This window comes from Duodenibacillus massiliensis, from assembly GCF_900128485.1.
Classification (GTDB): Bacteria; Pseudomonadota; Gammaproteobacteria; order Burkholderiales; family Burkholderiaceae_F; genus Duodenibacillus; species Duodenibacillus massiliensis.
Window position 1 is genome coordinate 70,982 of the sequence record NZ_LT635860.1, and the last position, 25,222, is coordinate 96,203.

Annotated in this window: 22 protein-coding genes and 2 tRNA genes; 7 read left to right on the forward strand and 17 right to left on the reverse strand. The window is 58.4% G+C overall.

Annotation, left to right across the window (positions count from 1 at the left end; genetic code table 11):
• The first annotated feature begins 57 nt into the window (after window positions 1-57).
• Window positions 58-1,341, forward strand: a complete 1,284-nt coding sequence (locus BQ7486_RS05860; RefSeq protein WP_074009325.1) for an amidohydrolase — start codon at window positions 58-60, stop codon at window positions 1,339-1,341.
• A 53-nt stretch (window positions 1,342-1,394) separates the two neighbouring features.
• Here the strand turns inward: BQ7486_RS05860 and BQ7486_RS05865 are convergent, their stop codons facing one another.
• Together BQ7486_RS05865 and ompR are read right to left on the reverse strand one after the other, a co-directional pair.
• Complete coding sequence (locus BQ7486_RS05865) at window positions 1,395-2,813, reverse strand: ATP-binding protein (protein WP_074009326.1); 1,419 nt, start codon at window positions 2,811-2,813, stop codon at window positions 1,395-1,397.
• Window positions 2,814-2,874: 61 nt separating this feature from the next.
• Window positions 2,875-3,639, reverse strand: a complete 765-nt coding sequence (gene ompR / locus BQ7486_RS05870; RefSeq protein WP_022373974.1) for an osmolarity response regulator transcription factor OmpR — start codon at window positions 3,637-3,639, stop codon at window positions 2,875-2,877.
• Between the two features lie 263 nt (window positions 3,640-3,902).
• Here ompR and BQ7486_RS05875 point away from each other — a divergent pair, with 263 nt between their 5' ends.
• Window positions 3,903-4,484, forward strand: coding sequence for a hypothetical protein (locus BQ7486_RS05875; RefSeq protein ID WP_022373975.1), 582 nt, complete (start codon window positions 3,903-3,905; stop codon window positions 4,482-4,484).
• A gap of 41 nt (window positions 4,485-4,525) precedes the next feature.
• On the opposite strand, the gene BQ7486_RS05880 is transcribed toward BQ7486_RS05875, so the two are convergent.
• The 9 genes from BQ7486_RS05880 to BQ7486_RS05920 form a co-directional block, all read right to left on the reverse strand.
• Window positions 4,526-5,335 carry an ABC transporter ATP-binding protein gene (locus BQ7486_RS05880; protein ID WP_074009328.1) on the reverse strand — a complete coding sequence of 270 codons (810 nt, stop codon included), beginning with the start codon at window positions 5,333-5,335 and terminating at the stop codon, window positions 4,526-4,528.
• A gap of 6 nt (window positions 5,336-5,341) precedes the next feature.
• Complete coding sequence (locus tag BQ7486_RS05885) at window positions 5,342-6,382, reverse strand: FecCD family ABC transporter permease (protein WP_235836743.1); 1,041 nt, start codon at window positions 6,380-6,382, stop codon at window positions 5,342-5,344.
• A 7-nt stretch (window positions 6,383-6,389) separates the two neighbouring features.
• Window positions 6,390-7,505, reverse strand: coding sequence for an ABC transporter substrate-binding protein (locus BQ7486_RS05890; protein WP_074009552.1), 1,116 nt, complete (start codon window positions 7,503-7,505; stop codon window positions 6,390-6,392).
• A gap of 52 nt (window positions 7,506-7,557) precedes the next feature.
• A complete protein-coding gene (locus BQ7486_RS05895; RefSeq protein WP_074009329.1) occupies window positions 7,558-8,769 on the reverse strand; it encodes a nitrogenase component 1 in 1,212 nt (403 codons plus the stop codon).
• Window positions 8,766-10,091 carry a nitrogenase component 1 gene (locus tag BQ7486_RS05900; RefSeq protein WP_074009330.1) on the reverse strand — a complete coding sequence of 442 codons (1,326 nt, stop codon included), beginning with the start codon at window positions 10,089-10,091 and terminating at the stop codon, window positions 8,766-8,768. The genes BQ7486_RS05895 and BQ7486_RS05900 overlap by 4 nt, the downstream gene beginning before the upstream one ends.
• The gene (locus tag BQ7486_RS05905) at window positions 10,091-10,882 is read right to left on the reverse strand and encodes a nucleotide-binding protein (RefSeq protein WP_204207001.1); all 792 of its coding nucleotides are present in this window, start codon (window positions 10,880-10,882) and stop codon (window positions 10,091-10,093) included. Before BQ7486_RS05905 ends, BQ7486_RS05900 begins: the two co-directional genes overlap by 1 nt.
• An 8-nt stretch (window positions 10,883-10,890) precedes the next feature.
• Complete coding sequence (locus tag BQ7486_RS05910) at window positions 10,891-11,463, reverse strand: hypothetical protein (RefSeq protein ID WP_022373981.1); 573 nt, start codon at window positions 11,461-11,463, stop codon at window positions 10,891-10,893.
• 124 nt (window positions 11,464-11,587) lie between these two features.
• On the reverse strand, window positions 11,588-11,863 hold the full coding sequence (locus BQ7486_RS05915) for an HU family DNA-binding protein (RefSeq protein ID WP_022373982.1): 276 nt from the start codon (window positions 11,861-11,863) through the stop codon (window positions 11,588-11,590).
• Window positions 11,864-12,620: 757 nt separating this feature from the next.
• A tRNA-Arg gene (locus BQ7486_RS05920) sits at window positions 12,621-12,697 on the reverse strand.
• A gap of 235 nt (window positions 12,698-12,932) precedes the next feature.
• Between BQ7486_RS05920 and BQ7486_RS05925 the strand changes: the two genes are divergently transcribed.
• From BQ7486_RS05925 to BQ7486_RS05935, 3 genes are read left to right on the forward strand one after another with little or no spacing between them, the layout of a single operon-like run.
• On the forward strand, window positions 12,933-14,465 hold the full coding sequence (locus tag BQ7486_RS05925) for an ABC transporter ATP-binding protein (RefSeq protein ID WP_074009333.1): 1,533 nt from the start codon (window positions 12,933-12,935) through the stop codon (window positions 14,463-14,465).
• Window positions 14,466-14,468: 3 nt separating this feature from the next.
• Window positions 14,469-15,557, forward strand: coding sequence for an ABC transporter permease (locus tag BQ7486_RS05930; RefSeq protein WP_022373984.1), 1,089 nt, complete (start codon window positions 14,469-14,471; stop codon window positions 15,555-15,557).
• Entirely contained in the window at window positions 15,554-16,474 is a 921-nt protein-coding gene (locus BQ7486_RS05935) for an ABC transporter permease (protein ID WP_074009334.1), read from the forward strand. Before BQ7486_RS05930 ends, BQ7486_RS05935 begins: the two co-directional genes overlap by 4 nt.
• 70 nt (window positions 16,475-16,544) lie before the next feature.
• Here BQ7486_RS05935 and BQ7486_RS05940 read toward each other — a convergent pair whose 3' ends face one another.
• Window positions 16,545-17,672, reverse strand: coding sequence for a hypothetical protein (locus tag BQ7486_RS05940; RefSeq protein ID WP_022373986.1), 1,128 nt, complete (start codon window positions 17,670-17,672; stop codon window positions 16,545-16,547).
• 196 nt (window positions 17,673-17,868) lie between these two features.
• On the opposite strand from BQ7486_RS05940, the gene BQ7486_RS05945 reads away from it, so the two are divergent.
• On the forward strand, window positions 17,869-18,993 hold the full coding sequence (locus tag BQ7486_RS05945; RefSeq protein ID WP_074009335.1) for a BMP family ABC transporter substrate-binding protein: 1,125 nt from the start codon (window positions 17,869-17,871) through the stop codon (window positions 18,991-18,993).
• Window positions 18,994-19,073: 80 nt separating this feature from the next.
• Here the strand turns inward: BQ7486_RS05945 and BQ7486_RS12230 are convergent, their stop codons facing one another.
• The gene (locus BQ7486_RS12230) at window positions 19,074-19,490 is read right to left on the reverse strand and encodes a molybdopterin dinucleotide binding domain-containing protein (protein WP_235836744.1); all 417 of its coding nucleotides are present in this window, start codon (window positions 19,488-19,490) and stop codon (window positions 19,074-19,076) included.
• Between the two features lie 47 nt (window positions 19,491-19,537).
• Window positions 19,538-21,424 (reverse strand): molybdopterin-dependent oxidoreductase, encoded by a 1,887-nt coding sequence (locus BQ7486_RS05950; protein ID WP_235836745.1) that lies wholly within the window; start codon window positions 21,422-21,424, stop codon window positions 19,538-19,540.
• A 315-nt stretch (window positions 21,425-21,739) separates the two neighbouring features.
• On the opposite strand from BQ7486_RS05950, the gene BQ7486_RS05960 reads away from it, so the two are divergent.
• Complete coding sequence (locus BQ7486_RS05960) at window positions 21,740-23,341, forward strand: zinc ribbon domain-containing protein (protein WP_074009337.1); 1,602 nt, start codon at window positions 21,740-21,742, stop codon at window positions 23,339-23,341.
• On the opposite strand, the gene BQ7486_RS05965 is transcribed toward BQ7486_RS05960, so the two are convergent.
• The 3 genes from BQ7486_RS05965 to BQ7486_RS05975 all read right to left on the reverse strand — a co-directional run bounded on the left by BQ7486_RS05965 (window position 23,267) and on the right by BQ7486_RS05975 (window position 25,126).
• Window positions 23,267-24,046, reverse strand: a complete 780-nt coding sequence (locus BQ7486_RS05965) for a MetQ/NlpA family ABC transporter substrate-binding protein (protein WP_084765721.1) — start codon at window positions 24,044-24,046, stop codon at window positions 23,267-23,269. The genes BQ7486_RS05960 and BQ7486_RS05965 overlap by 75 nt on opposite strands.
• Window positions 24,047-24,232: 186 nt before the next feature.
• Window positions 24,233-24,317: transfer RNA gene (locus tag BQ7486_RS05970), tRNA-Leu, on the reverse strand.
• 68 nt (window positions 24,318-24,385) lie between these two features.
• Window positions 24,386-25,126: an urease accessory protein UreE gene (locus BQ7486_RS05975; RefSeq protein ID WP_022373990.1), complete on the reverse strand. Its 741-nt coding sequence runs from the start codon at window positions 25,124-25,126 to the stop codon at window positions 24,386-24,388.
• Window positions 25,127-25,222: the final 96 nt, after the last annotated feature.

Here is a 25,222-nt window from a genome sequence, read left to right on the forward strand (position 1 = left end):
GCGCATCGGCGTAGCATAAAGACCTTGATTTACTTTTTTTGCCGGAAAGGAAGCATCATGGCCAATCTTGAAGACTACAGCCGCGAGATCTGTGAAACCCGCCGTGCGATTCACCGCCGTCCCGAAGAAGGGTGGACGGAGTTTGAAACCACGTACCGCGTTGTTTCAACGCTTGAAAAGTACGGGGTTTTTAAGATTAAGGCGGGCCGTGATGTGATCGATCCGGAACACGTCCTCGGCCGTAACCCGGATCTCGTTGAGAAGGCTCAGAAGCGTGCTTTGGAGCACGGCGTGCCTCAGGCTTTCCTGGACCGTCTCGGCGGCTACACCGGTGCCGTTGCGGAATTTGACACGGGGCGCCCCGGTCCCGCCGTGGGTTTCCGCTTTGACATGGACTGCGTGCTTGTGACCGAATCCAAGGACGCCTCGCACGTTCCCGCCGCCTGCGGTTTTGCCTCCGAGCGTGACGGCTTCATGCACGCCTGCGGCCACGACGGCCACACGGCAACGGGTCTGGGGCTTGCGCACTGGATTGCCGACCATAAAGATGACCTCAACGGAAAAATCCGCCTCATTTTCCAGCCCGCTGAAGAAGGTACGCGCGGCGCGAGCGCCATGACCGCGGCCGGTGCGGCTGACGACCTTGACTGGTTCTTCGGCGCGCACGTGGGCTGCGACTGCGCTCCGGGTGAAGTGGGCGTGGTGGAAAAGGGCTTTTTGGCGACTACCAAGATCGATATTTCCTTTACGGGCCGCGCTTCGCACGCGGGGTCAGACCCCGAAAAAGGCAGAAGCGCCCTGATGGCCGCGGCTGCCTGCGCGCTCATGATGCAGGGCATTCCCCGTCACGGCGAGGGTGACACCCGTGTGGCCGTGGGTACGCTCAGGGCGGGCGAAGGCCGCAACGTCACGCCCGTGCACGCCTTTATGCAGGCCGAGGTGCGCGGTGCCACCGGCGAAATCAACGAGTGGATGACAGAGCGCGTTCAAAGCATTGTGAAGGGTGTGGCTGAATCCTACGAAGTCGAAGGCAAGATGATTAAGGCGGGCGAAGCCGTTGATATGCGTGCAAGCCCTGAAGCCGCGGACCTGGTGGCTACTGTCGTCAACGCTATTCCTGGGCTTACCAGCCGGATGCTCCAGGGCGAGGGCGGCAGCGAAGACTGCTCGCTTCTGATGCGCCGCGCGCAGCAAAAGGGCGCCAAGGCCGTGTACTTCATCTACGGCTGCAAACACCACGGACACCATCGTTCCGACTTTGAAATTCAGGACGAAAAGAGCCTTCCCGTGGCATTTCAGGTGATGACAGGGATTGTGACGCGTCTTAACGGCAAAGCCTAAGAGAAAAAAGGGCTCCGCTTTTAGCTGCGGAGCCCGTGGGTTTTCTCTGGAAATCACACCACCGTCTGCGGGGGCTTCTCCTGGGCATTGGGTGCCGGCGTTTCGCCGGCATTTTTCTGCCCGTAAAGCGGGATTTTGAGGGTAACCGTAAGCCCGTGGGGTTCGGTGACCGAGAGCGTCACGGTGCCGCTTGAGCGCCGCACGATCCGGTCGACGATCGCGAGGCCCAGGCCGGTGCCTGAAACCCCCGTGCGGGCGGCGTCACCGCGCTCAAAGGGGCGCATCACGCGGTCAGCCTGCTTCATGTCAAGGCCTTCGCCCTGATCGCTTACGACAAGAAGCGCGGTTGTGCGGTCTTTTTTCACCGTGACGCTTAAATGCAGCCGGTCATCGTCGCTTCGCCCGTAGCGCTGGGCGTTACTGATGAGGTTTTGCACGACGCGCGAGAGTTCCAGCGGATGCGCCGTCACGACGATGTCGGGCTCGACATCAAGCTTTTCAATCTTGACGGCGGGGTCCGTGTCAACGCGCGCCGTTTTGATGTACTGCAGCACGGTCTGGGAGAGGTTGACGCGCTCTAAGGGCTGTGTGCTTCGCTTCGCGTAGGCCGCAAACTGGTTCACGATCATTTCCATCTGCTCAAGGTCGCTTACCATCGCGGCGTGCGTATCCTCAGGGAGACTTGCCATTTCCGTTTCAAGCCGCAGACGCGTGATCGGCGTTCTTAAGTCGTGCGAAACGCCGGCCAAAAGCACCTCGCGGTCCTGCTCCATACGGACGATATCCTGCACCATGCGGTTAAAGCTTGAATTGACTTCGCGTAATTCTTCCGGACCGCTGTCTTCGGGGAGCTTTGAAGGGACAAGGCCGCGCCCAAAAACTTTGGCATTTTCAGAGAGCTGATTCAAGGGAGCAATGAGGCGGCGCGTTAAGACCGTGGCACCCAGGATACTGGCAACGAGCGCAGCCAGGGCCCACCAGAGCCACGTTTTTCCGTACGGGGGATCAATGAGGGAGCTGTTCGTTTTGAGCCAGTAGTTGTCCCCGTCAATCGAGATTGACACCCAAAGGCCGCTGCGGCCGTTGACTTCACTCGCGAGAATCGTGTCGCTTCCGAGTTCAGCGCGGACGATGGCTTCGACGTCGGCGATGTTGCTGCGGGTGTAATTGAAGGTTTCTGAAAGCGGCACGATTTTGTCGTCGGCCTCACGCGGCAGAATCCGGAGACCTTCGCGCTTGGCGAGCACCATCAGCAGGTCGGGCCGGTAGATGGGGTCGGCGGAAATCAACGCGTAGCGCGTGAGGTTTGCCATCGAGACGATCTGCTGCGCGGTTCCGAGCGCATAGGGCGTTTCGTTTAACACACGGAAACTCTGAAGCCATCCCATCACGCTGAAGATGATGAGAAGCATCATGAGAATAAAGGTGCGCCAGAAAAGGTTCGGCGCGGGCGGAGCGGAGAGTTTTGCCACGGTGTGCGTCTGATTGAGATAAAAACGGGATCCTTGTGAGGATCCCGTCTGAGTATAACCGTTACTTTGTTTCGGGTTTTACGCCGTCTTTACCCGAAGCCGTATCGTCGGGAATAAAGACGTAGCCAAGACCCCAGACCGTCTGCAGATAACGGGGCTTGGCGGGATCGGGTTCAATGAGCTTACGAAGGCGCGAGACCTGAACGTCAAGCGACCGGTCAAAGGCTTCGTACTCGCGGCCGCGGGCCATTTCCATGAGTTTGTCGCGGGAAAGCGGCACCTTGGGGTGACGGGCAAAGGCCTTCATCACGGCAAATTCGCCGGTCGTGAGCGCAATGAGTTCACCGTTTTTGCGGAGTTCACGGCGGCCGAGGTCAAGCTCAAAGTCGCCGAAGCGCACCACGATGTTTTCCTTGCTCGGCGCGCCGGGCTGGTCCTTGGCGGGGCGGCGGCGCAGCACGGCGTGGATGCGGGCAAGCAACTCACGGGGATTAAAGGGTTTGGCGATATAGTCGTCCGCGCCGAGTTCAAGCCCCACGATGCGGTCAACGTCTTCGCCGCGCGCCGTGAGCATGATCACGGGCGTCATATCCTTGCCGGCACGCAGGCGGCGGAGAATCTGCAGGCCGTCTTCGCCGGGCATCATGAGGTCGAGAATGAGCGCGTCAAAGCGTTCCCGCAGCCAGATGCGGTTCATCGCCTGGCCGTTTTCCGCGACGCTTACGGAAAAGCCGTTTTCGCCGAGGTAGCGGCGCAGCAGGTCACGAAGGCGCGGATCGTCATCCACGACCAAAACCTTGGGTGTGCGCTGTTCATTTTCTGCCATGATGCCTGTAACTCCTATGTGCGGCGGACGGGCTTGCCGGGGTTTCTGCAGTATCTGCAGAAAACGACTCCGGAAAAAGCGGGATCCGCTCTTTGTCGTAGGGGTAATTGTGCCTGTTACAAATTCGATTGCCTGCCCGGAAAAAACGTCTGTTACAAATTCTGCGGCTTTGTTGCGTAAAAAAGACGGGCGCACTTCTAATAAAAAGTTTTAACTGAGGTAAGCTACGCCCATCGAAACGGCACAGAAGGACTTGCCCCACCGTGGTCTCGCGTGTTTTTGAAAAATTCGTGCTCATTGCCTCGTCTGTGTGCGGCTGCTGCTCCATGGCGGTCTGCGCGCAGGAAGTGCGTCAGGCTGAGCCTGAGGCAAGGACCGGGGCCGCAAACGTCGTCTCCTGGGAGGCGATGACGCCCGCCGAGCGCCAGGCGCTCTGGCCGATGCTCACCCACGAGCAGCGCCTTTTTCAGTGGCGGCAGATGAACCGGGCGGAACGCAAGGTTTTTGAAAAGGGCCTCACTGAGGATGAAAAGCGCATCATCAAGCGCCGTTTTGTGATCGATTCACGGCTTCTTGAGGCCGCCGCCAACCGCCCGCAGCGAAAACTCACGGACGATGAAAGGCGTCTCTTGCGTCAGCAGATTATGGAAGTGCATATCGAGATCCGCCGCGGCGTTCCGTACAACTGCACCGATCCCACCAACTGCCCGAAGTCCTCATTCAGGCACCGTCAGGCAAGAGAGGCTGCGGATGCTGTGCCCAATCCGGTTTCCGCCGCGCCCTCGGCGGCCGACCATGAAAACGCGCATCCGGCCGTACCCTCTGACCTGAAGCCCGCCTCCTGACGGATTCCTCCGTGTCCGCAGCGCGTACGCCGCGGGCAGAATCACTGTTTCCTCTCTGGTGCCGCATCAAACGCCGCCACACAGACGTAATCCGGGCGTTCCGGAATCGTGACGGGAAGAATTTTCACGCCCACCCCGAACGATTCGGAGAGCGTTTCTTCGGTAAGCACATCGTGCGTAAAGCCGAAGCGATGCGTGCCGTCAGGCATCAGCACCAGCGTCTTTGTGCTGATTTCAAGCGCGTGAGCCGGAAAGTGCGTGTTGATGACGGCGCCGATTCCGAGGGTTTCCGAGAGTTCTCTTAAAACCATGAGGACCCGCAGCTGATTTTTAAAGTCAAGGTTGCTTTCGGGTTCGTCAAGCACCAGAAGTTCAGGGTTTCCCGCGAGCGCCCGGGCAATGAGCACAAGCTGGTATTCACCCCCGGAGATTTCGTTGGTGAGTTTGTCCGCAAGGTGCGCGATTCCGGTTTTTGTGAGGGCCGCAAACGCCGCTTCTCGGTCTTTTTCCGAGGGCTTGGCAAAAAGTCCGAGGCGGGCACTGCGTCCGAGCATCACCATATCGAGAACGCTGTAGATGAAACTCGCGGGCTTGGCCTGCGGAACGTACCCCACACGCTGCCAGAAGGTACGCGCGGGGACGGTACGGATGTCGGTACCGTCAATAAGGGACGCCCCGCTTTTCCAGCGCCTTAATCCGAGCATGCACTCCAATAGCGTCGTTTTCCCGGCACCGTTGCGGCCGAGGATACTCAGAATCCCGCGGCAGTCAAAGGAAAAATTGATGTCGGTGAGGACCTCGCGGGAACTGCCCGGATAGCTGTAGGAGGCGTGAGAGACGTCAAACTGCATGGCGCATCACCTCACAAGGCCCGTGCGGCGTAATAAAAGGATAAAAAGGGGCGCGCCGATCACGGCGGTCAGAATCGAAACCGGAATTTCAAGTTCCGCGGCGCACCGCGCCGTGGTGTCGGCGGCGAGCACAAAAAGCGCGCCGATTAAGAAACTTGCCGGAATCACGCGGCAGTTGTCTGCCCCGAACATGAGCCGCGCGCAGTGGGGGATCAAAAGCCCCACCCAGCCGATCAGTCCGCACATACTCACCACGCCCGCCGTGATCATGGTGCTTGCCACAATGACCGCGATTCTTAACTGCGTCACCGGAATCCCCAGCGACCGCGCTTCGTCTTCAGGTAGCGACAGGGCATTCATCTTCCAGCGCAGGCAATAAAGAACCACGGAGCCCGCAAGGATAAACGGCAGCCCCAGCCACAGCGTTTCCATCGTGGCCCCCGTGAGGCTTCCCATAAGCCAGAAGGTAATCGAGGGGAGCATGTCCTGGGGATCGGCTACAAACTTCACAAGGCTGATTAAGGCGGAAAAAAGCGCCGCAATCACCAGGCCCGAGAGAATGAGCATCAGAATCGAGCTTTGTCCCCGGATGCGGCTTACAAAGCAGACAAGCACCACGGCCCCGAGGCCCGCCGCAAGGGACGCAGCCTGCACAAGTGCCGCGTCAAACCCCAGCAGAATCCCCAAAACCGCGCCGAAAGCTGCGCCGGTCGCAACGCCCAGTGTGTCCGGGGTTGCAAGGGGATTGGAAAAAAGCGCCTGAAAGCCCGCTCCCGCGGCCGCAAGCCCCGCGCCCGCCGCCACCGCGAGAATGACGCGGGGGAGTCTTACGTTCACAACCACCGAATAAATTGTTTCATCGGGTCGCGGCCCCTGCGTCACCCAGGCTTTCAGCGCCGCAAGAACGTCAGCGACGGCCACAGGAAAGCCGCCGCTGGCAAGCGCCATGCAGGCCCCTGCAATGAGCGCCGCCCAAAGACACGCGGTTGCAGGCCCCCAGGCGAGCCACCGGCTCGTAAAAAGTGATGAAACGCGGGGTCGTGTCACGGGTCGGTTACCTGCGGCCGGAAGTCTGAGAAAAACCGTCGGCGCGGTTGGCCTTGGGTTCGTACATGGACTTTACCTGCTCGTCCGTGAGGTCAATGCCGTACAGTCCCCGGTAGTAAATCTTTGCTTCTTTGGTGAGGTCGATATCCTCAAAGAGTTTGGGGTAGACGGTCTTCGCCATCCAAAGAAGTGTGAGCGGGGTATCAGCCGAGGGCGTGAAGCTTCTGTAGATCCCCAGGGGGAGCTTATAGACCTGTTTTTCCGTTACGGCTTTGACGCGGCTCCAGTCGTTGTACTTTCCGGCATAGATGTCGGCGGGGAGCACGGGCGTAAAGTTCGTCACAAAAATGACGTCCGGATTCCACTTGTAGACCTGTTCCATCGAAATCTGGGCGTTCTGGTTGTCCGCTTCAACAGAATAAGCCGCATTTTTGGCGCCGATTGCATCGCACCAGTACTGACCGAAAAAGTGCCGGCCGCTTGTGACAAGGCGCTTGGCGTCATACTGAAACACGAAAAGCACACTCTTGCGTTCAGCGTCAGTCAGTTCGGCGGTGCGCTCTGCAACCATTGACGCAATGCGCCGCGAGTGGGCGGCTGCCTTATCGGTCTTTGCGTTTTCCGGGAAGACGGCGTCCAGAAGGCTGATCCACTGATCGTAGGTCGTTAAAACGTTGTAGTCCCACTTGGAAGCCGAAACGGCAACGGCGGCAATTCCGGCGTTTTCAAGCTGCTTGATTGCGGGGCGGTTGCCGGCGTTCACGAACACCACGTCGGGCTTAAGGCGCATCACCGACTCAATATTCATCGTGCCGCCCTTCATAAAGGAGATGTCGGCTTTAAGTATCGCCGGATAGATCTCGGAGAGAAGCCCGTTTTTGGCGGCCGACATGGAGACGGGGTGAATCCCCACGAGTTTGTCGGCGCCGCCGAGATAGACGGCGGTCACGCTCGCAAAGGGGAGAATGTCCGCAGTCACAATGCGGTTGACGGTATCGGGGACATTGACGCTGCGGCCGAGATGATCGGTCACAAGACGCGCCTGAACGCTGCAGGCAAAGGCAGCGGCCAAAACGGCGCCAGAAACGACTGCTTTCTTAAAAAACTGTCCGGCAGAAATCATGATGAGCATCAGAAAATAAAAAGAGGATCTTTAAAGTGTAGTCGCCTCGGGCCTACAGTAGCGGCGCCCGGTTGCTTCGGGCGTCAAGCCACGCTGAAAACCGGTGCCCGATAAGGTTGGGTACGGCACTGCGCCAGATACGGCCCGACAAACCTTCGTGCGGCAGGTCCGTGACGGACGGGGGCGTTTCGGTGAGCTTTTTCACAAACTGCCCGTAAAAGGGATCGGCAATAAGCGATTTGGCTTTCGGAAGAATCGTCCGGAACGTGTCTTCATCGGCGTTTCGCACGTCCCGGGGACCGAGCACAAAGTCGGGGGCCGTAAGCGGTGTTGCCACCGCCACGCGCGTAAGGCCCTTTTCCTTCACAAGCGCCGCGCGAAGGGCGGCGGACGTGACCGCCTCACCGATGACCCAGGTTTGAGGTGCTTCGTTACCGGTCCAGTTGCCGCGGCAGTCGCTGGCGAGATTGATGTTTTTCGCGCTGCGTGCGGCTTCGGTGAGTTTTGCGGCAATGGTCTGCGCCATAAAATCCCCGACGGGAGCTCCGATGACAAAGGGGACACCTGCGTGTTCATAAAGCCAGAGGGCAGGGGGAATCCCCGAAGCCGTCACGGCAAGCGTCACGTCGGCTTCGGCCGCGGACGCAATGCGGTTAAGCGCGGCATTTTCGCCCATCGCCCAGTTTGACTGCACGGTAAAACCGGCATCGTTTAAAAAGGACTCAATGGCTTCAGGGGCCCCGTTTACCGACCAGTCAAGCGGCGTGACGCCCGTTACATTGACGCGCAGTTTCGGGTGCGGTGTTTTGCGGGCGGCGGGCTTAACAAAGCGCTCCGCCAGTTTCACAAAGGCTTTGCCGGCACCGGAGACGTAGTCAAGTGTGCCATTTGTGTCGACGCCGAAACTCACGACGCCTGTGCGGGATTCAAGCTCCCGGGCAATGCCGTCGTAGTCGCACCCCATCATCATCGGGATCGGGGTACCGGCAATGGCGATGAATTCGGGATTGACTTCACGTGCCGCAGCCGCGATGTCGTCCATCATGCGCTGCTCGTTACCGAGAACCGCATCGGCTTCGGTGAGTCCCGTGATAAAGACGTCCGCGGGCCGGTCAAACCAGCGCGGTTCATCGTGCGTGGTGTAGGTGGAGTTGCAGCCTGAGGCATCGTGCATGACGATAAGGCCCCCCAACTCATAAAGCGCCGAGCAAACCGCAGAATTATCCGCTGCGTACACCGGCAGCCACACGTTGGTTTGTTTCACAGACAGCCTCCCGCACTGCAGCCGAGCGCCTTAATCTGAATGATGTCGCGGGCGTTTTTGGGGTGTAAAAACGCATCCGTGAGGCTTTGGGCGAGATACGTGATCCCGGAAAAGCCGTCGGCGCCGTCGTTTTCGACCATATTCACAAAGTGATCCGTGTGCTCAAACCACGCGGCCTTTTGCCCGACGGCTAGGGTCTTTGTGTTTTCAGGGGTGCGGGCGCGCACCATGCCGACCGCGGTGGTGGGCATGAGTCTTAACGCCGGTTTTTCCGTTTTAAGCGCCTCAAAGTCCGCCGTTTCCTGCGGGAAAACCGTGTCACAGTAGACGCGCACCACGTTAAAGCCGTAACGGATGAGAAGCCGCGTGAGCGACAGGGGACGCATCGTTGCGGTGTAGTCAATGGCAACGGGCGTGTCACCGATGATGCTTTGTGCCTTTTTAAGTGCCGCATCGGCTGCCTGCCGGGCGTCTTTCCAGTTAAGTTCGGCGCCAAGTGTGGCGGCAAGCCCCGTGAGCATCGCTTCGTTTTCATCGAAGTCCCAGCCGCAGGAAAGGGCAATGGGTTTCATGCCGAGGTTTTCCGCCATCCACTCACGCGCGGCTTTTCCGCTCGGGTTCACCGTGAGCACAAATTCACTGCGTGCAAGCGCCTGATACGCCTCCCACGTGGCGGCTGCCGTGATCGTGCGCCAGGGGCGGCGGGCTGTTTGCACCACGCGCCGGACGTCGGAGTGCTCCTTTAAGGGACGGACGTCCGCGGCAATCGTTACACCGTTGTCTCTGAGAGTGTCGGGGGCTTTCCGGATCATTGTGTAGATCTGCCGGCGGTTACGCATATCGGGCGTAATGCGCTTTCTCAGAATCGGCGTCATGTAGCCGTCGGCAAAGGCGATGTCCGGAAAGGTCTCGCGGAGCTTTTCAAAGCTGAAGGTGAGGTCGCTTCCCACAAACTCATGCACGCAGCTTGTGTAGATGATGACGCCTTTGGGGCGCACGGCAAGCTTGCGGATAATGTCCGTGACGCCGTCAATGAGAATACGTTCGGTGTTGCCTTCCAGAAGGTTGCTGTCTTCAATCGTGATCGTTGAAAACCGGTCCATGGCCCGCAGTTCCGCCGCGGACATCGAAACGCCTCTCAGACAACACCTTGCACAGACAAAGATGATGTGCGTCTCGGGAATCAGAAGCCCTAGGTGCATGATGGTCCAGGTGCCGCGCGCGGGGGCACTGTATTCAAGCCCCTGACTGTAGGTGAGGGGGAGCGTCGCTTTTCCGACTTCAACCCCGGGCGTCACGCACGGGCGGTTAATCAGGGGCATCAGAGTTCTCCCGCGGAAATACGGATGACCGAAGCGCTTTCAGCCGGTGTTGCGGCTTTGAGTAACTCACGTGAAAGCGTCTTGTAGTGCGCGGCCATCGGTGTGTCGGGAAAGGCTGCGAAAACGGTTGCATGCGCGTCTTCGGCGGCCTGCACGACACCGTCGCGCGGCAGCCGGTAGATAACGGGCGCCTGAATGGTTGCGGCAAGGTCGTCCACCTTGGCGTCTTCGTTTGCGACGTTGCGGCGGTTGAGAATGAGGCCGGAGAGCCTCGCGTAGCCGCGGTTTTTGTAGCTTTGCACGGCCATGGCGATGTTGCCTGCCGCGTAAACGGCCATGTTTTCGCCGGAAGTGACGATAAACACGTTTTCGGCGTAGCCCTTGCGGATCGGCATGGCAAAGCCGCCGCAGACAACGTCACCCAAAACGTCGTAGAGCACCACGTCGGGTTTGATCTCTTCGAAGGCGCGGCATGCGGTGAGCGACTCAAACGCCGCGACAATGCCGCGGCCCGCGCAGCCCGTGCCGGGCGTGGGGCCTCCGGCTTCAGCGCACCAGACGCCGTCGCGGGCGCGGGTGACGATGTCCTCAAGCCGCACGGCCGATGCGTTTTTGTGCCTTAAGACGTCGAGCACACTTTGGATGCGCACGCCCGCTGTGTGGGCAATCGTGCTGTCGGCCTTGGGGTCGCACCCGATCTGAAGCACCGTCATGCCGTCGGCGGCAAGTGCCGCTGCGACGTTACTGACGGTCGTGGACTTTCCGATGCCGCCCTTACCGTAAACCGCCATTCTGTACATTACTGCTGAGCCTCCGTCGGAACTGTTTCGCCTTCAACGAGCTGGGGCGTATTTTCCTGCGTCATCTGCATGAGTTCGATTCTGCGCCGGTTGTATTCACCCCAGGTAGTGCGCCGGCCGGCCAAGTCATCCTGGTTTTTTCGGACGAGGGGATCGATTTCTTCGTCGGCACGGGCGGCGGCTCTGACGTAGGAATCGATGCCGCTTTCGGTCATAAGGTGCCGCGTCGTGCTGTTGAGCTCCGCGATTTCTTCAGCCACGCGCCGCATCTGCTCGATTTCCGGGGCCAGGGCTTTGCTTCTGTCATTTAACTGACGGCGTGAGGCCATCGCCGGAAGGCACGGGGTTTTTTCAAAGTAACCGGCGTATTCGGGAGCCGTGCAGATTTCGCGGTAAATTGCCGCCACTTCCTCAAAGCGTTCGCGGATGGCGGTTTCTCCGGGCATTTTGCGGGCCATTTCCGCAAGGTCCGCCTCCGTGGGGAGGTTTCCCGTGAGGGTTTTGCAGCCGGTGAGCACGAGGGCCGCTAGGCCCGCCGCGAAAACGATCCGGGCAGCTGTTGCTGACGTCATGATTGAATGCATTATTGTGTTGGGTACGGACGGGTGCATTCTACGATTTTGCCGGGTACAAAAAAGGGACAGGTCCGCAATCGGTCTGTCCCTTCGCGCTTAAAGCGCGGTGACGCTGACGAAATTAACGTTCGACGGCGGCCTTAAAGGCTGCGCCCGGAACGAACTTCGGCACGTACTTTTCAGCAATCGTGATCGTGGCGCCGGTGGCGGGATTGCGGCCGGTGCGCTGGGGCTTGTGCTGCAGCTTAAACGTACCGAAACCGACGATCGTCACGGGGTCGTCATTCTTGACGTGTTCGGTAATGGTGTCGGTCACCGTTGCCAAAATGCGGCTTGCCTGAGCCTTGCTGATGTTGTGCTCGGCGGCAATCTTTTCGATCAGCTGAACGCGGTTCACTTTTATTTCCTCCTGCTCTTACGGGACTTCTTCTTGTTTGTACAAACATGTGCCGGAAAAGGGAGCGGGGTGGCTCGCCTTTAAAAGCCGGCCAGGCCTTGCGGCTGTTGGGCCGAACCAGCGCACGGCTTCATCCTACCGCGCCCGAAAGCGGTTTGAACAGGGAGGTGACTTAGAGAAAACGCCTAGATAGAAAATGTAAATCCTTGCGCGGCGCGGATCTGAAATTAGAACTGTGCCGATTTATACCTATTGGGAGGTATATTGGCTTGACCCAAACAGTAATTGTTAATGGATTTAAGAAACTGTATCTTTAGGCAATCAAATACGCCAAAACTTTAAATCTATTGGATTTATTCTGTGCTTTGTGGTTAAATGACGGTGTCCCGGCAGAGACGGCAGGGAAACCGTTTCGCCGATGACATCTCCTTTGGTGGTATGTTGAGACCGCTGCAGCCTTATGCGGCGTTTCTTTCGCATCGAAGGATCATCAGAGTGTTGCTGAAACGCCGCAAAAGGCGGCCGGTGAGGTGCGGTCACGGACGCAGGGGCCTTCGGGTTCACGCGTGGGGAAACGGGACGGTACCGGTAAAGACACCGGCAGAAGACAGCATCTGATGACCTAAAGGGACGATGCGAAAGAGATGCCCGGTTCATGAAACCATGAACCTCACGGCTCAGCGGTCTTTTTTTTGCGTTTTTTCGGGCAAACAAAAAACCGTGAGGCATTGCGGCTTCACGGTTTTTAAGGAATTTCTGGTGCGCCGGGTAGGATTCGAACCCGCGACCCCCTGGTTCGTAGCCAGGTACTCTATCCAACTGAGCTACCGGCGCACACTTATGACCGTCATCACTGACGGGACTTCGCATTTTACTGAGATTTTTTAAAAGCGCAAGGAAATGGTGAAATTTCGCATGCTGCGGCGTGCTCCGGCGTTTCGGCAAACGGCCCGGAAGGCGTGAAAAAATTGCCCGAAGCGAGTCTGCTCTGTAATAGAGCTTGGCCGCGCTACAATCCCGACAATTCTGTTTTGGCCTCCATAGGCCCCCGACAAAGAGGTTTTCCCCCATGACTGCGCGACTGCGGCTTGTCAGCATCACCAAAACGTATCCCGGAGTCCGCGCCAATGACGGTGTGAGTCTTTCGGTGGACCCCGGAAAAGTCCTAGCGGTTCTGGGCGAAAACGGTGCAGGCAAGTCCACGCTCATGCGCATCATCTACGGCGCCGAGCACCCCGATTCGGGCACGATTGAGTTTGACGGCAAGCCCGTTGATATTGCATCGCCCTCGATGGCGCGGCGCCTGGGGATTGCCATGGTGCATCAGCACTTTGCGCTTTTTGAGACGCTCACGGTTGCGCAGAACGTTCAGCTCGGCTCAGATCTTAAGCAGACGCTGGCAGAGACTGTGCGGGCGGTGAGGGAAACCGGTGAGCGCTACGGTCTCTCGGTTGATCCCGATGCCTTTGTCGCGGACCTCTCGATGGGTGAGAGGCAACGCGTGGAGATTATCCGGGCTCTGATGACCAAGCCCCGGCTTCTCATCATGGACGAGCCCACCTCGGTCTTAACGCCTCAGGCCGTGAAAAAGCTCTTTGAGACCCTCAGAAAACTTGCCTCAGAAGGCGTTTCCATTCTCTTTATTTCCCATAAGCTCGATGAAATCCGGGATCTTGCCGACAGCTGCACGGTTTTAAGGCAGGGTAAGGTCGTCTCAACCGTGAATCCCAAAGAGGAAACCGAAGACGCGCTTGCGCGCCTTATGATCGGCGCGGAACCGCCGAAACTGGCGGCTAAAACGGGGGAGCCCGGGGAAAAGGTTCTTGAAGTAAGCCACATAACGCTTGCGGGCGGCAAACACGTCTGCGGCCTTACCGACATCAAACTCACCGTGCACCGCGGCGAAATCATCGGCATTGCCGGCATCAGCGGTAACGGCCAGTCCCGCCTTCTGGGCGTCTTGTCCGGGGAACTGAAACCGAGCGCGGGCTCGGTGCGGCTTTTCGGGAAGGACGTCACCGGAGAAGCCCCGGCAGCCCGCCGCCGCATGGGACTTAGGTACGTTCCCGAAGAGCGCCTCGGGCATGGGGCCGTGCCGGAATTAAGCCTTGAAAGTAACGCCCTTTTAACCGGAGACGGTTTTCACCACGGAGGCTTTATACGTACCGAGGCCGTCAAAAGTTTTGCCCGGGAAGTGGTTGAAAAGTTCCGGGTTGCCACGCCGTCGATTAGAAAAGAGGCGGGGGCGCTTTCCGGCGGCAACCTCCAGAAATTCATCGTGGGCCGCGAGATTCTCAATAATCCCGGGGTTCTCATGATCGACCAGCCCACCTGGGGCGTGGACGTAGGGGCCGCGGCCGTCATTCACAACGCACTTTTAAAGCTGCGCGCCGAGGGGGCCGGCCTTTTGGTCGTGAGTGAAGAAATCGATGAACTCTTTGCGGTCTGCGACCGTATCGCCGTGATGTACCGCGGGTATCTGTCGCCGGCGGTCCCCGTTACCTCCATCACCATTGAAGAAATCGGTCTGTGGATGGCCGGTCTCTGGGCGGTGTCGCCGTTCAGGCATCCCGCCGCCGACACCGTTATTCATGAGGCTTAAGTCATGCATTTTCCGATTAAGCTCATTGCCCGTTCTGAACCTTCCCGCTGTCTCCGGTGGGTTTCACCCGTGGCGGCCCTGGTTCTCACCGTTGTTGCCGGAGCCCTTTTATTTGCCGTGCTCGGCAAAAATCCGCTCACCTCGCTCTACGTCTTTTTAGTGGCACCACTGGAAACCTTAAGAGGGTGGTGTGAAGTGGGCGTAAAGATGACGCCGCTTCTTTTGTGTGCCGTGGGGCTTACGATGTGCTACCGGGCCAACGTCTGGAATATCGGCGCCGAGGGGCAACTTCTGGCGGGCGCCGTGTTGGGCGGCTGGGCGGCACTGCAGTGCCCCGAAGGCGCCGGGTCCTGGTACATCCTCGTGGTACTCATCGCGGGTGCCTTGGGCGGCGCTCTCTGGGGCGCAGTCACCGCGTTACTTAAAGACCGGTTTCATGCCAATGAAATTCTCGTGAGCCTCATGCTCGTTTACGTCGCGCAGTTTTTCCTTGCCTGGTGCGTGCAGGGGCCGCTGCAGGACCCCGAAGGCCTGGGCTTTCCGCAGTCCCCGATTTTTGCGGCGTCCGCTTCATTAGCGACACTGCCGGGGCTGGGGCGCCTTAACTGGAGCTTTATCCTCGCCGTCATTTTTGCCGTTGCCTGTGCGCTCATGATGAACAAGATGTTCATCGGCTTTCAGATTAAGGTTTCCGGTATGGCTCCGATGGCCGCTAAGTACGCTGGCTTTAAACCCCCGCGGCTTTTGTGGACCGTGATGCTCGCTTCGGGGGCCTTGGCGGGCGTGGCCGGAATTTCAGAAGCAGCCGGGCCCGTGGGGCAGTTAACGCTTAACCTCTCGCCCGGTTACGGTTTTGCCGCGATTATCGTTGCCTTTGCCGGGCGTTTGAGCCCCGTGGGCTGCATTCCGGCCGCCTTTATCCTCGCGCTTTTTTACCTCGGGGGTGAACTCGGACAGAGCCGTCTGGGACTCCCTTCATCGATTACAGGGGTGTATCAGGGGCTTTTGCTTTTTTTCCTGCTTCTGTGTGATGTCTGGATTTTCTACAAACCCGTCTGGTGCGGCTTTACCCGCAAAGGATCGCTGAAATGAGTGCTGTTGCCGCATTGATTGCCGCCACCTTAAATGCCGGAACGCCTTTGCTTATTGCCGGCATCGGGATTCTCATTCACGAAAAAAGCGGGGTCTTAAACCTCGGTATTGAAGGCATTATGCTGATGGGGGCCGTGGCCGGGTTCGGCGTTACGTTTGCGACCGGCTCCTTTATGTTGGGGTTCATTGCCGGGGGGCTTGTCGGGGTGCTTCTGGCCGCCGTTTTCGGCTTTTTCACGCTCGGGCTTTACGCCAACCAAAACGCCGCGGGCCTTGCGATGGCGATTTTCGGGGCGGGGCTTGCCGCCTTTGCCGGTCAGCCTCTGCAGGGCGTGTCGTTGCCCTCGCGCGCTACGGCCGGAATTCCCTTTCTGGAGGATATTCCCTTCATCGGTGAAGCCTTCTTTTCCTGCCATATCGGCGTCTATCTCGCGCTGATCGCCGCGGGGGCCGCGGCCTGGTTTCTGTATAAGAGCCGCTGGGGCCTGATTCTCAGAGCTGCCGGTGAGTCGCCGAAATCGGCCTATGCCCTCGGGTACTCCGTGCGCACGATCCGGTTTTCAGCGGTTCTTTTCGGGGGACTCATGACCGGGATTGCCGGGGCTTATCTCTCGCTTGTCTATACGCCTTTGTGGGCTGAAGGGATGACGGTCGGGCGCGGCTGGATTGCTCTTGCGCTAGTGACCTTTGCCACCTGGAGGCCTTTGCGGATTGTTCTCGGGGCGTACCTTTTCGGGGGCGTCACGATGCTGCAGCTAAACCTTCAGGCGGCCGGTATCGGCGTGCCCTCGCAGTTTATGGCGATGACCCCCTACCTTGCGACGATTCTTGTGCTGGTTTTCATTAGCCGCAACCCCAAGTGGATTGCGATGAACGTGCCCGCGGGACTCGGGAAAACCTTTACGCCCGGAAAATAAAGCGCCCGAATGCGAAAAAGGCTGCCCGTCACAGCGACGAAGGCAGCCTTTTTTGACTTTGACCTGCTTGTTACTGGGCCCGGATTTTCTGGGTCATGGCGGCAAATTCGGCTCTGAGGGTCTTGTCGTAAAAGGCCGAGAACTGCGGGGCGTCAAATTCAAAGATGCTTTTAAGATCCCGCTCGGAGGTTTTCATCACGTCAATGAGTTCGCCTCCCACCTTAATCGTGCGGAAGGTGTTGACGGCAAGCTCAAAATTAATCTGCATCTCGCGGTGAAGGCGTTTGAGTTCGGCAGAACGGTTCATGAGGTGGCCTTCGTAGAGTTCGGCAAGTTCAATGGTCTTGGCGTTGATGTCGCGGTTATTTTTTGCCGCGGAACTCACCTTTCTGGCTTTACTCATGAGCTGGTCGGCAAGCATCATCTGCTCACCGGCACTTTGCTTGATGGTGTTAAGGCGCACCAAATATGTTTTTTCGATGGCGTGCAGTGCCCGCTCGATTGCTTCAAGGTAGACGCGGTAGCTCATCATGAGAAAGCCCGTGTAGCTTTTGGCCTGCTCACAGGTGGCGTCACCTCCGGCCAGAAGGCGCCCAAGTTCCTTTTCAATCGTGCGGATGTTTTCCGCAGCGGCCATCACGCGCGCAACGTCGCCGCCTTCGGCCGAATAAATGAGGCCGTCAAGCTGCTCGGCGGTGATGGGAACGCCTGCGTCGGAAAAGGTCTTTAAGGCTTCGGTTTTTACCCTGGCAATGGCGGCTTCGTCGTCAGAGACGGCTTTCTTTTCCCGGACAATGCGCTTTTCAAGGGTTTTGCGGGTCACGCGTAAGGGCAGAAGCGACGAGGCCGGAGCCGACATAAGCCCCAGTTTCCACGTGTTGATGCGCTCCTTTCGGGCGGAGAGTTTGTTTTCCATCTGCGTGATGCGCTCAACGGCGTCGCTTGCCGGACCCTTTAAAAAGTCCTTGAGGCAGGCGTTCACAATGCGCGTCATTTCCGGGTCACGCAGCGTGATGATTTCAAGGAAGGTTTTGTCGGCCTTTAAAACGTCGCCCTCGTGGCTGTCAACGTACGCCACGCCTTCGGAAAGTTTTGGTGAGACTTTCTTCCAGAAGGTTTCAAAAGTTTTGGCCGCAAGCGTGTGTGACGCGGCAAGCATCACGGCTTCGGCAAGAACAGTGACAAAGGGCAGACGCATTTTTCGTTGTTGTATTCAGTAAACCCGGGCAGATGTGAAAGGATAACGCAAAAGCGGGCGGCTGACCGCGTTTTTCGCGCCCGGGAGCGCAAAAGTGCCGCCGGCTCTTTTACAATCGCGGTAAGTCTTACAAAGGTCGGAACGGGCCCCCGTATCCGCATATCAAACGGCATTTTCACCAAGAGGATTTTTACTTATGAAACGACGTCATACTCTGGCGCTTGCTGCAGCGGCGGTCTGCGTGATGATCACCGGCTGCGGTGATGACGGAAAGAAAGAGCAGGCGGCTGCGGCTCCTGCCGCGCAGGAAAAGTCTGCGCTCAAAGTGGCGTGGCTCTACCCGAGCCCGAGAGCCGATGAAGGGTGGTCCAAGCAGCACGATGAGGCCCGTGAGCTCGTTCAGAAGCAGTTCGGTGACAAAATCCAGACGACCTTTGTGGAAAATGTGGTGGGAACCGCGGACGCCGAACGCGTAATCCGCGACCTTGCGGCCCAGGGCAACAAGCTCATTTTTGCAACGAGCTTTGAATTCATGAATCCGGGTCTTAAGGTTGCCAAGGAATACCCGGACGTGAAGTTTGAGCACTGCACGGGGTATAAGACCGCTCCCAACTTCAACTACTACAACGCCCGCTTTTATCAGGCCCGTTACCTCGCAGGGAAACTTGCGGGCAGCATGACCAAAAACGGGCGCCTGGGCTACGTTGCCGCGGTGCCGATTCCTGAAGTGCTGCAGGGCATCAACGCCTATACGCTCGGCGCTCAGTCCGTGAACCCCGACATCGAAGTGCGTGTCGTGTGGACCAACGCCTGGTATGACCCGGGTAAGGAAGCCGATGCCGCCAAGACCCTGATCGGTCAGGGCTGCGACATCATTTCGCACCACACGAACTCTCAGGCCGTTGCGGCTGCAGGCGAAGACGCCAAGGTCCCTGTGATCAGCTACCACGCCGAAATGCATAAGGCGGCTCCGACGATGCTGATCGGCGCGGTGACGCATCACTGGGATGAGTACTACGCCAAGCGCATCCAGGCCGTGTTGGACGGCACCTGGAAGACGGCTCCCATGTGGGGCGGCGCGGAACTGCACATGGTGCGTTTGTCCGGCATTACACCGAAGGCCCCCAAGGCCGTGGTTGACGACATCAACGCCACCTACGCCAAGATGGAAAAACAGGCCTTTAACGTCTTTACCGGTCCCATCGTGGACAACACCGGTAAGACGGTGATTCCGGCGGGCTCTGCCGCCGACGACAAGCACCTTCTCACGATGAATTACTTTGTGAAGGGGGTGCTCGGTAAGGTTCCGAGCAATCAGTAACTTTTGACGAGAGGCGTCCGCGTGCTGCGGACGCCCTTGCTTTGGCGGGCATCGGCGTTATTTACCGGTGCCCGTGCGTTTCAAGGGCGTGAAAAAGCCGGCTGCCCGAACGCGGACGGAGCGCTCTGGCGTCCTTGCGCTTTTTTCACAAAAACCGCGGCCCCTGAGGCGATATTGCCTTGAGCGAGCCTTGAGGTGCCGGTGTCGGGGGTGAGGACATTCGCGCACCCCGTGCGGTCGGTGCGGCCTTCACTGGTATCGGCCGGATCAAACCAGGCGCCGTGACGGATGCAGACGCTGCCGCGGGCAACGTTTTCGGTGATGCGGGCCCGGGCCAAAAGCCGGCCTCGGTCGTTATAAACAAGGACGGCGTCCCCGTTGGCGATGCCGCGGGTAAGGGCATCCGCCGGATGAATTTCACAGGCTTCGCGCCCGTCACCGTCGGTTATGACGCCGCCCAACTGACTGTGCAGGCGCGCTTCAGACTTCACCGCCATCAGCGTGAGCGCAGCGGGATCAGCCTTGAGCGCTTCATCGGCCGTTCCTAAAAACGCGGGGTAACCGGGCAGTCGTTGTAGTGCATGGCGGCAATCTGCGGGGAGGCAAGTTCAATGCGGCCCGACGGGGTAGCCAGGGGAAACGCGTCCGGATTGGCAAAAAACGCGGCAAGACCGTCCGTTTCCGTGGCCTTTTTGTCCGGCGCATAACGGATAAGGCCCGTTTTCCAGAAGGTTTCAAAGTCCGGAAGCCCCGTTGCCCGTCCCAGGGGGCTCGTTCTGGCTTCTTCGTAAATTGTGCGGATCCAGTCCGTTTCGCTGCGTCCCAGCGTGAAGGCGTCGCCCACGCCCAACCTTTCGGAGAGATCTGAAAAGATCCGGTAATCGCTGCGGGCTTCACCCACCGGGTGAACGGCCTGCTGCATGGTGCAGAGCCCGGCGTTGTTGTAGACACCGATATCGGTGATGTCGTTACGCTCAAAGACGGTGGCGGCCGGAAACACAATGTCGGCGTGACGCGCGGTGGCGGTCCACACAAAGTCTGTGACAATCACCGTTTCGGGCTTTTGCCAGGCACGCTCAAGGTGCAGTGTCTGCGGCTGATGCGCAAAGGGATTGCCGCCCGACCAAAGAACCAGGCGGATATCGGGGTAGGTGACTTTTCTGCCGTTGAAGTCAATCGTCTCTCCGGGATTTAAAAAGGCATCGGCAAAACGGGCAATCGGAATGACGGGAAGCGGTGTGCCGGTGTCTTTCACAGCGCGCGCCGGTGCAACGCGCCCTGTGATCCCCCTTAACCGGGGGCCAAAACCAACGCTCGCACCGCCGCTGCAGTAGTGGTAATTCGTGCCGATGCCGCCCCCGGCAAGGTTCATCTGCCCGAGCACGGCGGCAAGCGCAAAGCCCGCCCAAGAGGCCTCTTCCCCGTAAAGCGCGCGCTGCATACCCCAGCCCATCATAAGCATGGTGCGGTTTTGGGCGAGGTATTGCGCGAGTTCGCGGATGACGCGGGCTTGCACGCCCGTGATTTTTTCGGCCCATTCGGCAGTCTTGGCCGTGCCGTCCGTGCGGCCCTCAACATAGGCTTTCAGTGTCTCCCAGCCTGCGGTGTACTTTGTGAGAAAACCGGTGTCCGCGCGCCCCGTTGTGATGAGCTCGCGGATAAGCGCGAGCATTAACGCCGTATCCGTTCCCTGGCGCGGTGCGATCCAGTCGCTGCCCAGAAACTCACCGGTTTTGGTTTTGAGGGGGTTAATGACGATTGTGCGGATGCCGCTTTCTTTGAGGCGCCGGATGTGGTGCGCGGCCTCGTGCAGCGTCGTTGTCCAGTCGATGTCGCAGGTAATGAGGGGGTCAGCTCCCCAGAAGACAACGCATTTGGCGTTGGCAAGCACCGAATCCCAGCTTTTGACTTTGGGATCGGGCATTCCGACAACATAGGGAAGGATCGTGGAAATGGCGGCCGTCGAGTAACTGTTGACGCACTCCGTAAAGCCTCCCATGAGGCGGCAGAGGCGGTTCACAAGAGTCACCGCACTGTTGACTTTTCCCGGGCTCATCCAGCCGTAGCTTTTCGCAAAAACGGCTGATGGCCCGAAATTGTCGTAGACCCCGGTCATCGCTTCGGCCGCAAGCGTCATCGCCGTATCCCAGTCCACTTCCACGAAGCGGTCACTGCCGCGGCTTTCACCATTGCCGCCCCGGCACTTAAGCCACCCCTCCCGCACCGCCGGTTTGCGGATGCGGTTTGCACTGTAGGAAAGTGCCGCGAGTTTGGCGAGGTTCGGGCTCGGTGCATAGTCCCCGGCATAGGGGATTAATCCCGTCAGGCGCCCGTCCGCGACCTGCGGGTGCACGAGCCCCCAGTGAGAGGCCGTGATGCGCTCGCTTCCGGAAGCATTGCGGGGAAAAGCAAAAAGCGTGTCGTCAGACATAAAGCAAAGACTTAAAAACGGTGGCCGCAGAATACATGAGCGGCAAAGACCGGTTGTCTCTGCCGCTCAGGATGTTTGCCGTTAACTTTTGCCGCGGATCAGAATCCCGGCACAACGGAGCCTTCGAACTTCTTGAGAATCCATTCTTTTACGCGGGGATCGTGGTAGGCCTTAATGAAGGTCTTCACAGAATTTCCCGCAGGAAGCCCGGGGCTTGAGCCCCGGGAGGAATGCGGGCTTTCGAAATTTTTTAATTTTGGCCCAAACGCAGCCAAACCATGCACATAGTTTTCGCTTAAGGTATATTCAGCCGCTATGAAATCGCGCACACCGTCCTTTGTCATCGAGCTGGGCCTGAAAACCGGAGAGGATCAGGAAAGTGCACTGGAGACCTACTTCTCCGATGCATGCCAGCTCTTCAATGCTGTTCTTGGAACAGCAAAGAAACGCGTGCGCGCCATGAAAAGCACTGAAGCATGGAAGCTGACGGCCGCGATGCCCAAGGGCAAAGACCGTAACAAGCGGTTTAAGGAAATTCAGAAGTCCGCCCTCCTTTCCGAGTATGCCCTGCATGATGTCGTGAAAGAGCACCGTGCCAAGGGCGGCTTTACAAAGCGCATCGGCATCAACGAAGCGCAGAAAATTGCCACACGTGTCTGGCAGGGCATTGAGCGCTGGCTACTTCATCAGGGCGGTCAGCCGCGGTTTAAGAGTGCTAAACGGGGCTTGCACAGCGTTGAGGGAAAATCAAACAAAACAGGGTTGCGTTGGAAGGCCAAGACGTGGACGCTCGAGGTTCTGGATCTGGTGATAAAGGCTGAAGCGCCGGATGCCTGGCAGAAAGAAGCTCTTCTTTCAGCAACAGATCCGTCCGGTTTTAAGCGTGTCAAATACTGCCGTCTTGTCCGGCGGATGATCCGCGGCCGTATGCGCTACTTTGTTCAGCTCATTGTCGAAGGCGTACCGCCCGTCAAGCACGTTTATGCTCCCAAGGATCTCAAGGTGGCTGTTGACCCGGGCCCGAGGACCATGACTTTTTACAGCCCCGAGTGGCAGCAAAAGATTTTGGTGAGCGCGGGCACTGTCTCTCAGGAAAAGGAGATTGCGCGTCTTTTACGTGCCATGGACCGCTCCCGCAGAGACACGAATCGGGAGTGCTACAACGCGGACGGCACCGTTAAAGCCGCCGGAAAAAAGATTGTCTGGAAGGAATCCAAGACCTATAAGGCAACAAAGGCAAAACTTGCGGATCTGTACCGCCGCCAGGCGCAAACCCGCCGTTGCCTGCACGGCGAAGTGATTAACCAGGTGTTCGGCAGGGCCGGCACCGTCATTGTGGAGAAGAACTCATACAAAGCATTTCAGAGAGCCGGATACGGCAAGAGTTTGGGCAAAAGCGGTATTGCAGGATTGATAACCCGGATGACAAGTAAGGCTGAAAGCGCCGGCTGTTGTGTGGTGAAAGTCAGTCCCAGGAAACTGCGCCCGAGTCAGCACGATCCCGAAACGGGAACGTACCGTAAGAAGGCTCTTTGGGAGAGAAGTCATCAGTTGGGAGATACGGGCTGGTACATGGACCGCGACCTTGCGGCCGCCATGAACCTGTATTTTGCGGATCCCGACACTGACAGCTACGATCTGAAGGCTGAGCAATCAGCGCTTGCGAGGCTCAAACAAGTCTCAGGGAACGCCGGATCGATAGTGCAGTACAAACCAGCGAATCGGCAAGACGAAGCAGTCCTTCGCCGGAACCGACGGATCGAGCTGATGAAGCCCGTACCCGTAGAGCGGTTGCGTTTTAAATGTTCCTGTGGTGCAGGGGACGCCCGGGCAGACAAGGCCTCAAAAACCTTGGCTGTTACGGGAAAGCCTGCACCGTGTCAGGAAACCCCGCGCTTTCAAGCGCGGGTTGTTTAGCCACGGGGCATTGAGATTTTTCTCGTGCACAACGATGTTGCAGACGTAGGGTCCGTTGGGACCTTCAACCAAGAGTCCGTCGCGGCCGGGTTTAAGCCCCGCAACGGCGGCGTAGTTGCCGTTTACTGCAGCAATGGTGAGGTCGTCCAAAGAGTGGGGAAGCTGTGCGGCTTCCAATTCTACGACCTTGAGCTTTTTCGGATTTTCAACAATGTCCAGACGCGAAGCGAGGAGACCCGCGCCTTCTCGGAGCTTAATGAGGCCGCCCTGCTCAAGAAGGATGAGGCCGCGTGCGCCCATCGCGGGGTCGTTGGGGATACCCACCATTGCGCCTTCGGGCAGATCCTTCAGGTTCTTGATCTTCTTGGAGTACACGGCCATCGGCAGCGTAAAGGCCGGAGCGGCAATGGCGAGGTGGTAACCGCGGGTCTTGTTCTCGTTATCAAGGAAAGGCTTTGTGCAGTAGATGTTTGCGTCGATGTCTCCGGCATCAAGCGCGGCATTGGGCTGGATGTAGTCCTGGAATTCGTAGATATTGATCGTAAGGCCCAGTTCTTTGGCAATGGGCAGTACGTGCTCAAGAATTTCGGCGCTCGGACCGGCCGTCACGCCGATTTTGAGTGTGGTGCCGGCAGCCTGTACGGCGGGCACTGCAAGCAGAGCCGCGGCGGAGGCGGCACTAAGAAGAAACTGACGACGCTGCATTGTTTTCTCTCCCTGTTTTTCGGGCTTGTGTCGGCCCGTGTTTTTTTTCGTGTTGAGGCAGTCTATCGGTTTATGTAGTGGCGGCGGGCGAACAATGCCGGTTGTCTGCGGTATTACTCAGTGCCGGCTGTTTTTTCTGAACGGGAAAAGAAAAAATCCTTCCGGCATTCCCCCGAAAGGATTCAGTGGTGCGGGCGGCCGGACTTGAACCGACACGCATAAAAGCGTCAGGACCTAAACCTGGTGCGTCTACCAATTTCGCCACGCCCGCACGGTAAGGGCGCGCATTTTATCAGAGCGCGCGGAGGCGCTCGTCATGAAAAGTGCGCTGAGAATGTATTAGTGCTTCTCGTGCTTGTGGTCGTGACCGCAGCCGCAACCGCAGGAGTCCTCATCGTGATGGTGTTGGCCGCAGCCGCAGGCGTCTTCATCGTGGTGATGGTGGCCGCATCCGCAGGTGTCTTCATCGTGATGGTGGTGGCCGCAGCCGCAGGTGTCTTCATCGTGGTGATGATGGCCGCATCCGCAGGTGTCTTCCTCGTGATGATGGTGGCCGCAACCGCATCCGCACTCATCGTCATGGTGATGGTGACCACACCCGCAGCCGCACTCTTCATCTCCGCCGCAACCGCATCCGCAGCCGCCATGATGGGGTTGGGGTAAGGCGACCGGCACAAAGGGTTCGGTCACCGTTTCGGTCTTTAAGCCCACGTTTTCGAGCATGCTGCGGAAGGTGTCGTTAGCCATGATGGCAAAACCGTCTTCGGTGGGCGCAACGCGGATGCCGCGGGCCGTGAAGGCGTAGACGGCTTCCTGCATGAGTTCATGGTCACCGGAAACCTTCATGATTTCGTCAGGTGCCGCTTCCACGACAAGGAACGATCCCTTTTCATCCACGAGCACGTCACCCACTTCAAGCGGCGGAACGTCACCGAGGGCGTTTTCATACGTAACACCGTCAACGGAAAATTCCGCCGGTGTCTTCACGCGTTGGGCGTAGGTGAGCACCACCTTTTTGGCACGTACAAGGAGCGCATGCGCGGGCTGCGATTCGGGCAAAAGCAGTTTCGTGATTTTCATGAAAGTTCTCGAACGGAAAAAGACCTTTCTTTATGCAGAAAGGCTGTATTTAAAAGTCGGATGCGGGCGGCGGGGACTGATGCGCGCGCCGCCCGT

Coding starts and splice junctions, on each gene's coding strand:
- BQ7486_RS05860 (WP_074009325.1), top strand. CDS start 58: ATGGCCAATCTTGAAGACTACAGCCGCGAGATCTGTGAAACCCGCCGT.
- ompR (WP_022373974.1), bottom strand. CDS start 3,639: ATGGCAGAAAATGAACAGCGCACACCCAAGGTTTTGGTCGTGGATGAC.
- BQ7486_RS05880 (WP_074009328.1), bottom strand. CDS start 5,335: ATGCAGTTTGACGTCTCTCACGCCTCCTACAGCTATCCGGGCAGTTCC.
- BQ7486_RS05890 (WP_074009552.1), bottom strand. CDS start 7,505: ATGATTTCTGCCGGACAGTTTTTTAAGAAAGCAGTCGTTTCTGGCGCC.
- BQ7486_RS05900 (WP_074009330.1), bottom strand. CDS start 10,091: ATGCCCCTGATTAACCGCCCGTGCGTGACGCCCGGGGTTGAAGTCGGA.
- BQ7486_RS05905 (WP_204207001.1), bottom strand. CDS start 10,882: ATGGCGGTTTACGGTAAGGGCGGCATCGGAAAGTCCACGACCGTCAGT.
- BQ7486_RS05910 (WP_022373981.1), bottom strand. CDS start 11,463: ATGACGTCAGCAACAGCTGCCCGGATCGTTTTCGCGGCGGGCCTAGCG.
- BQ7486_RS05925 (WP_074009333.1), top strand. CDS start 12,933: ATGACTGCGCGACTGCGGCTTGTCAGCATCACCAAAACGTATCCCGGA.
- BQ7486_RS05930 (WP_022373984.1), top strand. CDS start 14,469: ATGCATTTTCCGATTAAGCTCATTGCCCGTTCTGAACCTTCCCGCTGT.
- BQ7486_RS05935 (WP_074009334.1), top strand. CDS start 15,554: ATGAGTGCTGTTGCCGCATTGATTGCCGCCACCTTAAATGCCGGAACG.
- BQ7486_RS05940 (WP_022373986.1), bottom strand. CDS start 17,672: ATGCGTCTGCCCTTTGTCACTGTTCTTGCCGAAGCCGTGATGCTTGCC.
- BQ7486_RS05945 (WP_074009335.1), top strand. CDS start 17,869: ATGAAACGACGTCATACTCTGGCGCTTGCTGCAGCGGCGGTCTGCGTG.
- BQ7486_RS12230 (WP_235836744.1), bottom strand. CDS start 19,490: ATGGCGGTGAAGTCTGAAGCGCGCCTGCACAGTCAGTTGGGCGGCGTC.
- BQ7486_RS05950 (WP_235836745.1), bottom strand. CDS start 21,424: ATGTCTGACGACACGCTTTTTGCTTTTCCCCGCAATGCTTCCGGAAGC.
- BQ7486_RS05960 (WP_074009337.1), top strand. CDS start 21,740: ATGAAATCGCGCACACCGTCCTTTGTCATCGAGCTGGGCCTGAAAACC.
- BQ7486_RS05965 (WP_084765721.1), bottom strand. CDS start 24,046: ATGCAGCGTCGTCAGTTTCTTCTTAGTGCCGCCTCCGCCGCGGCTCTG.
- BQ7486_RS05975 (WP_022373990.1), bottom strand. CDS start 25,126: ATGAAAATCACGAAACTGCTTTTGCCCGAATCGCAGCCCGCGCATGCG.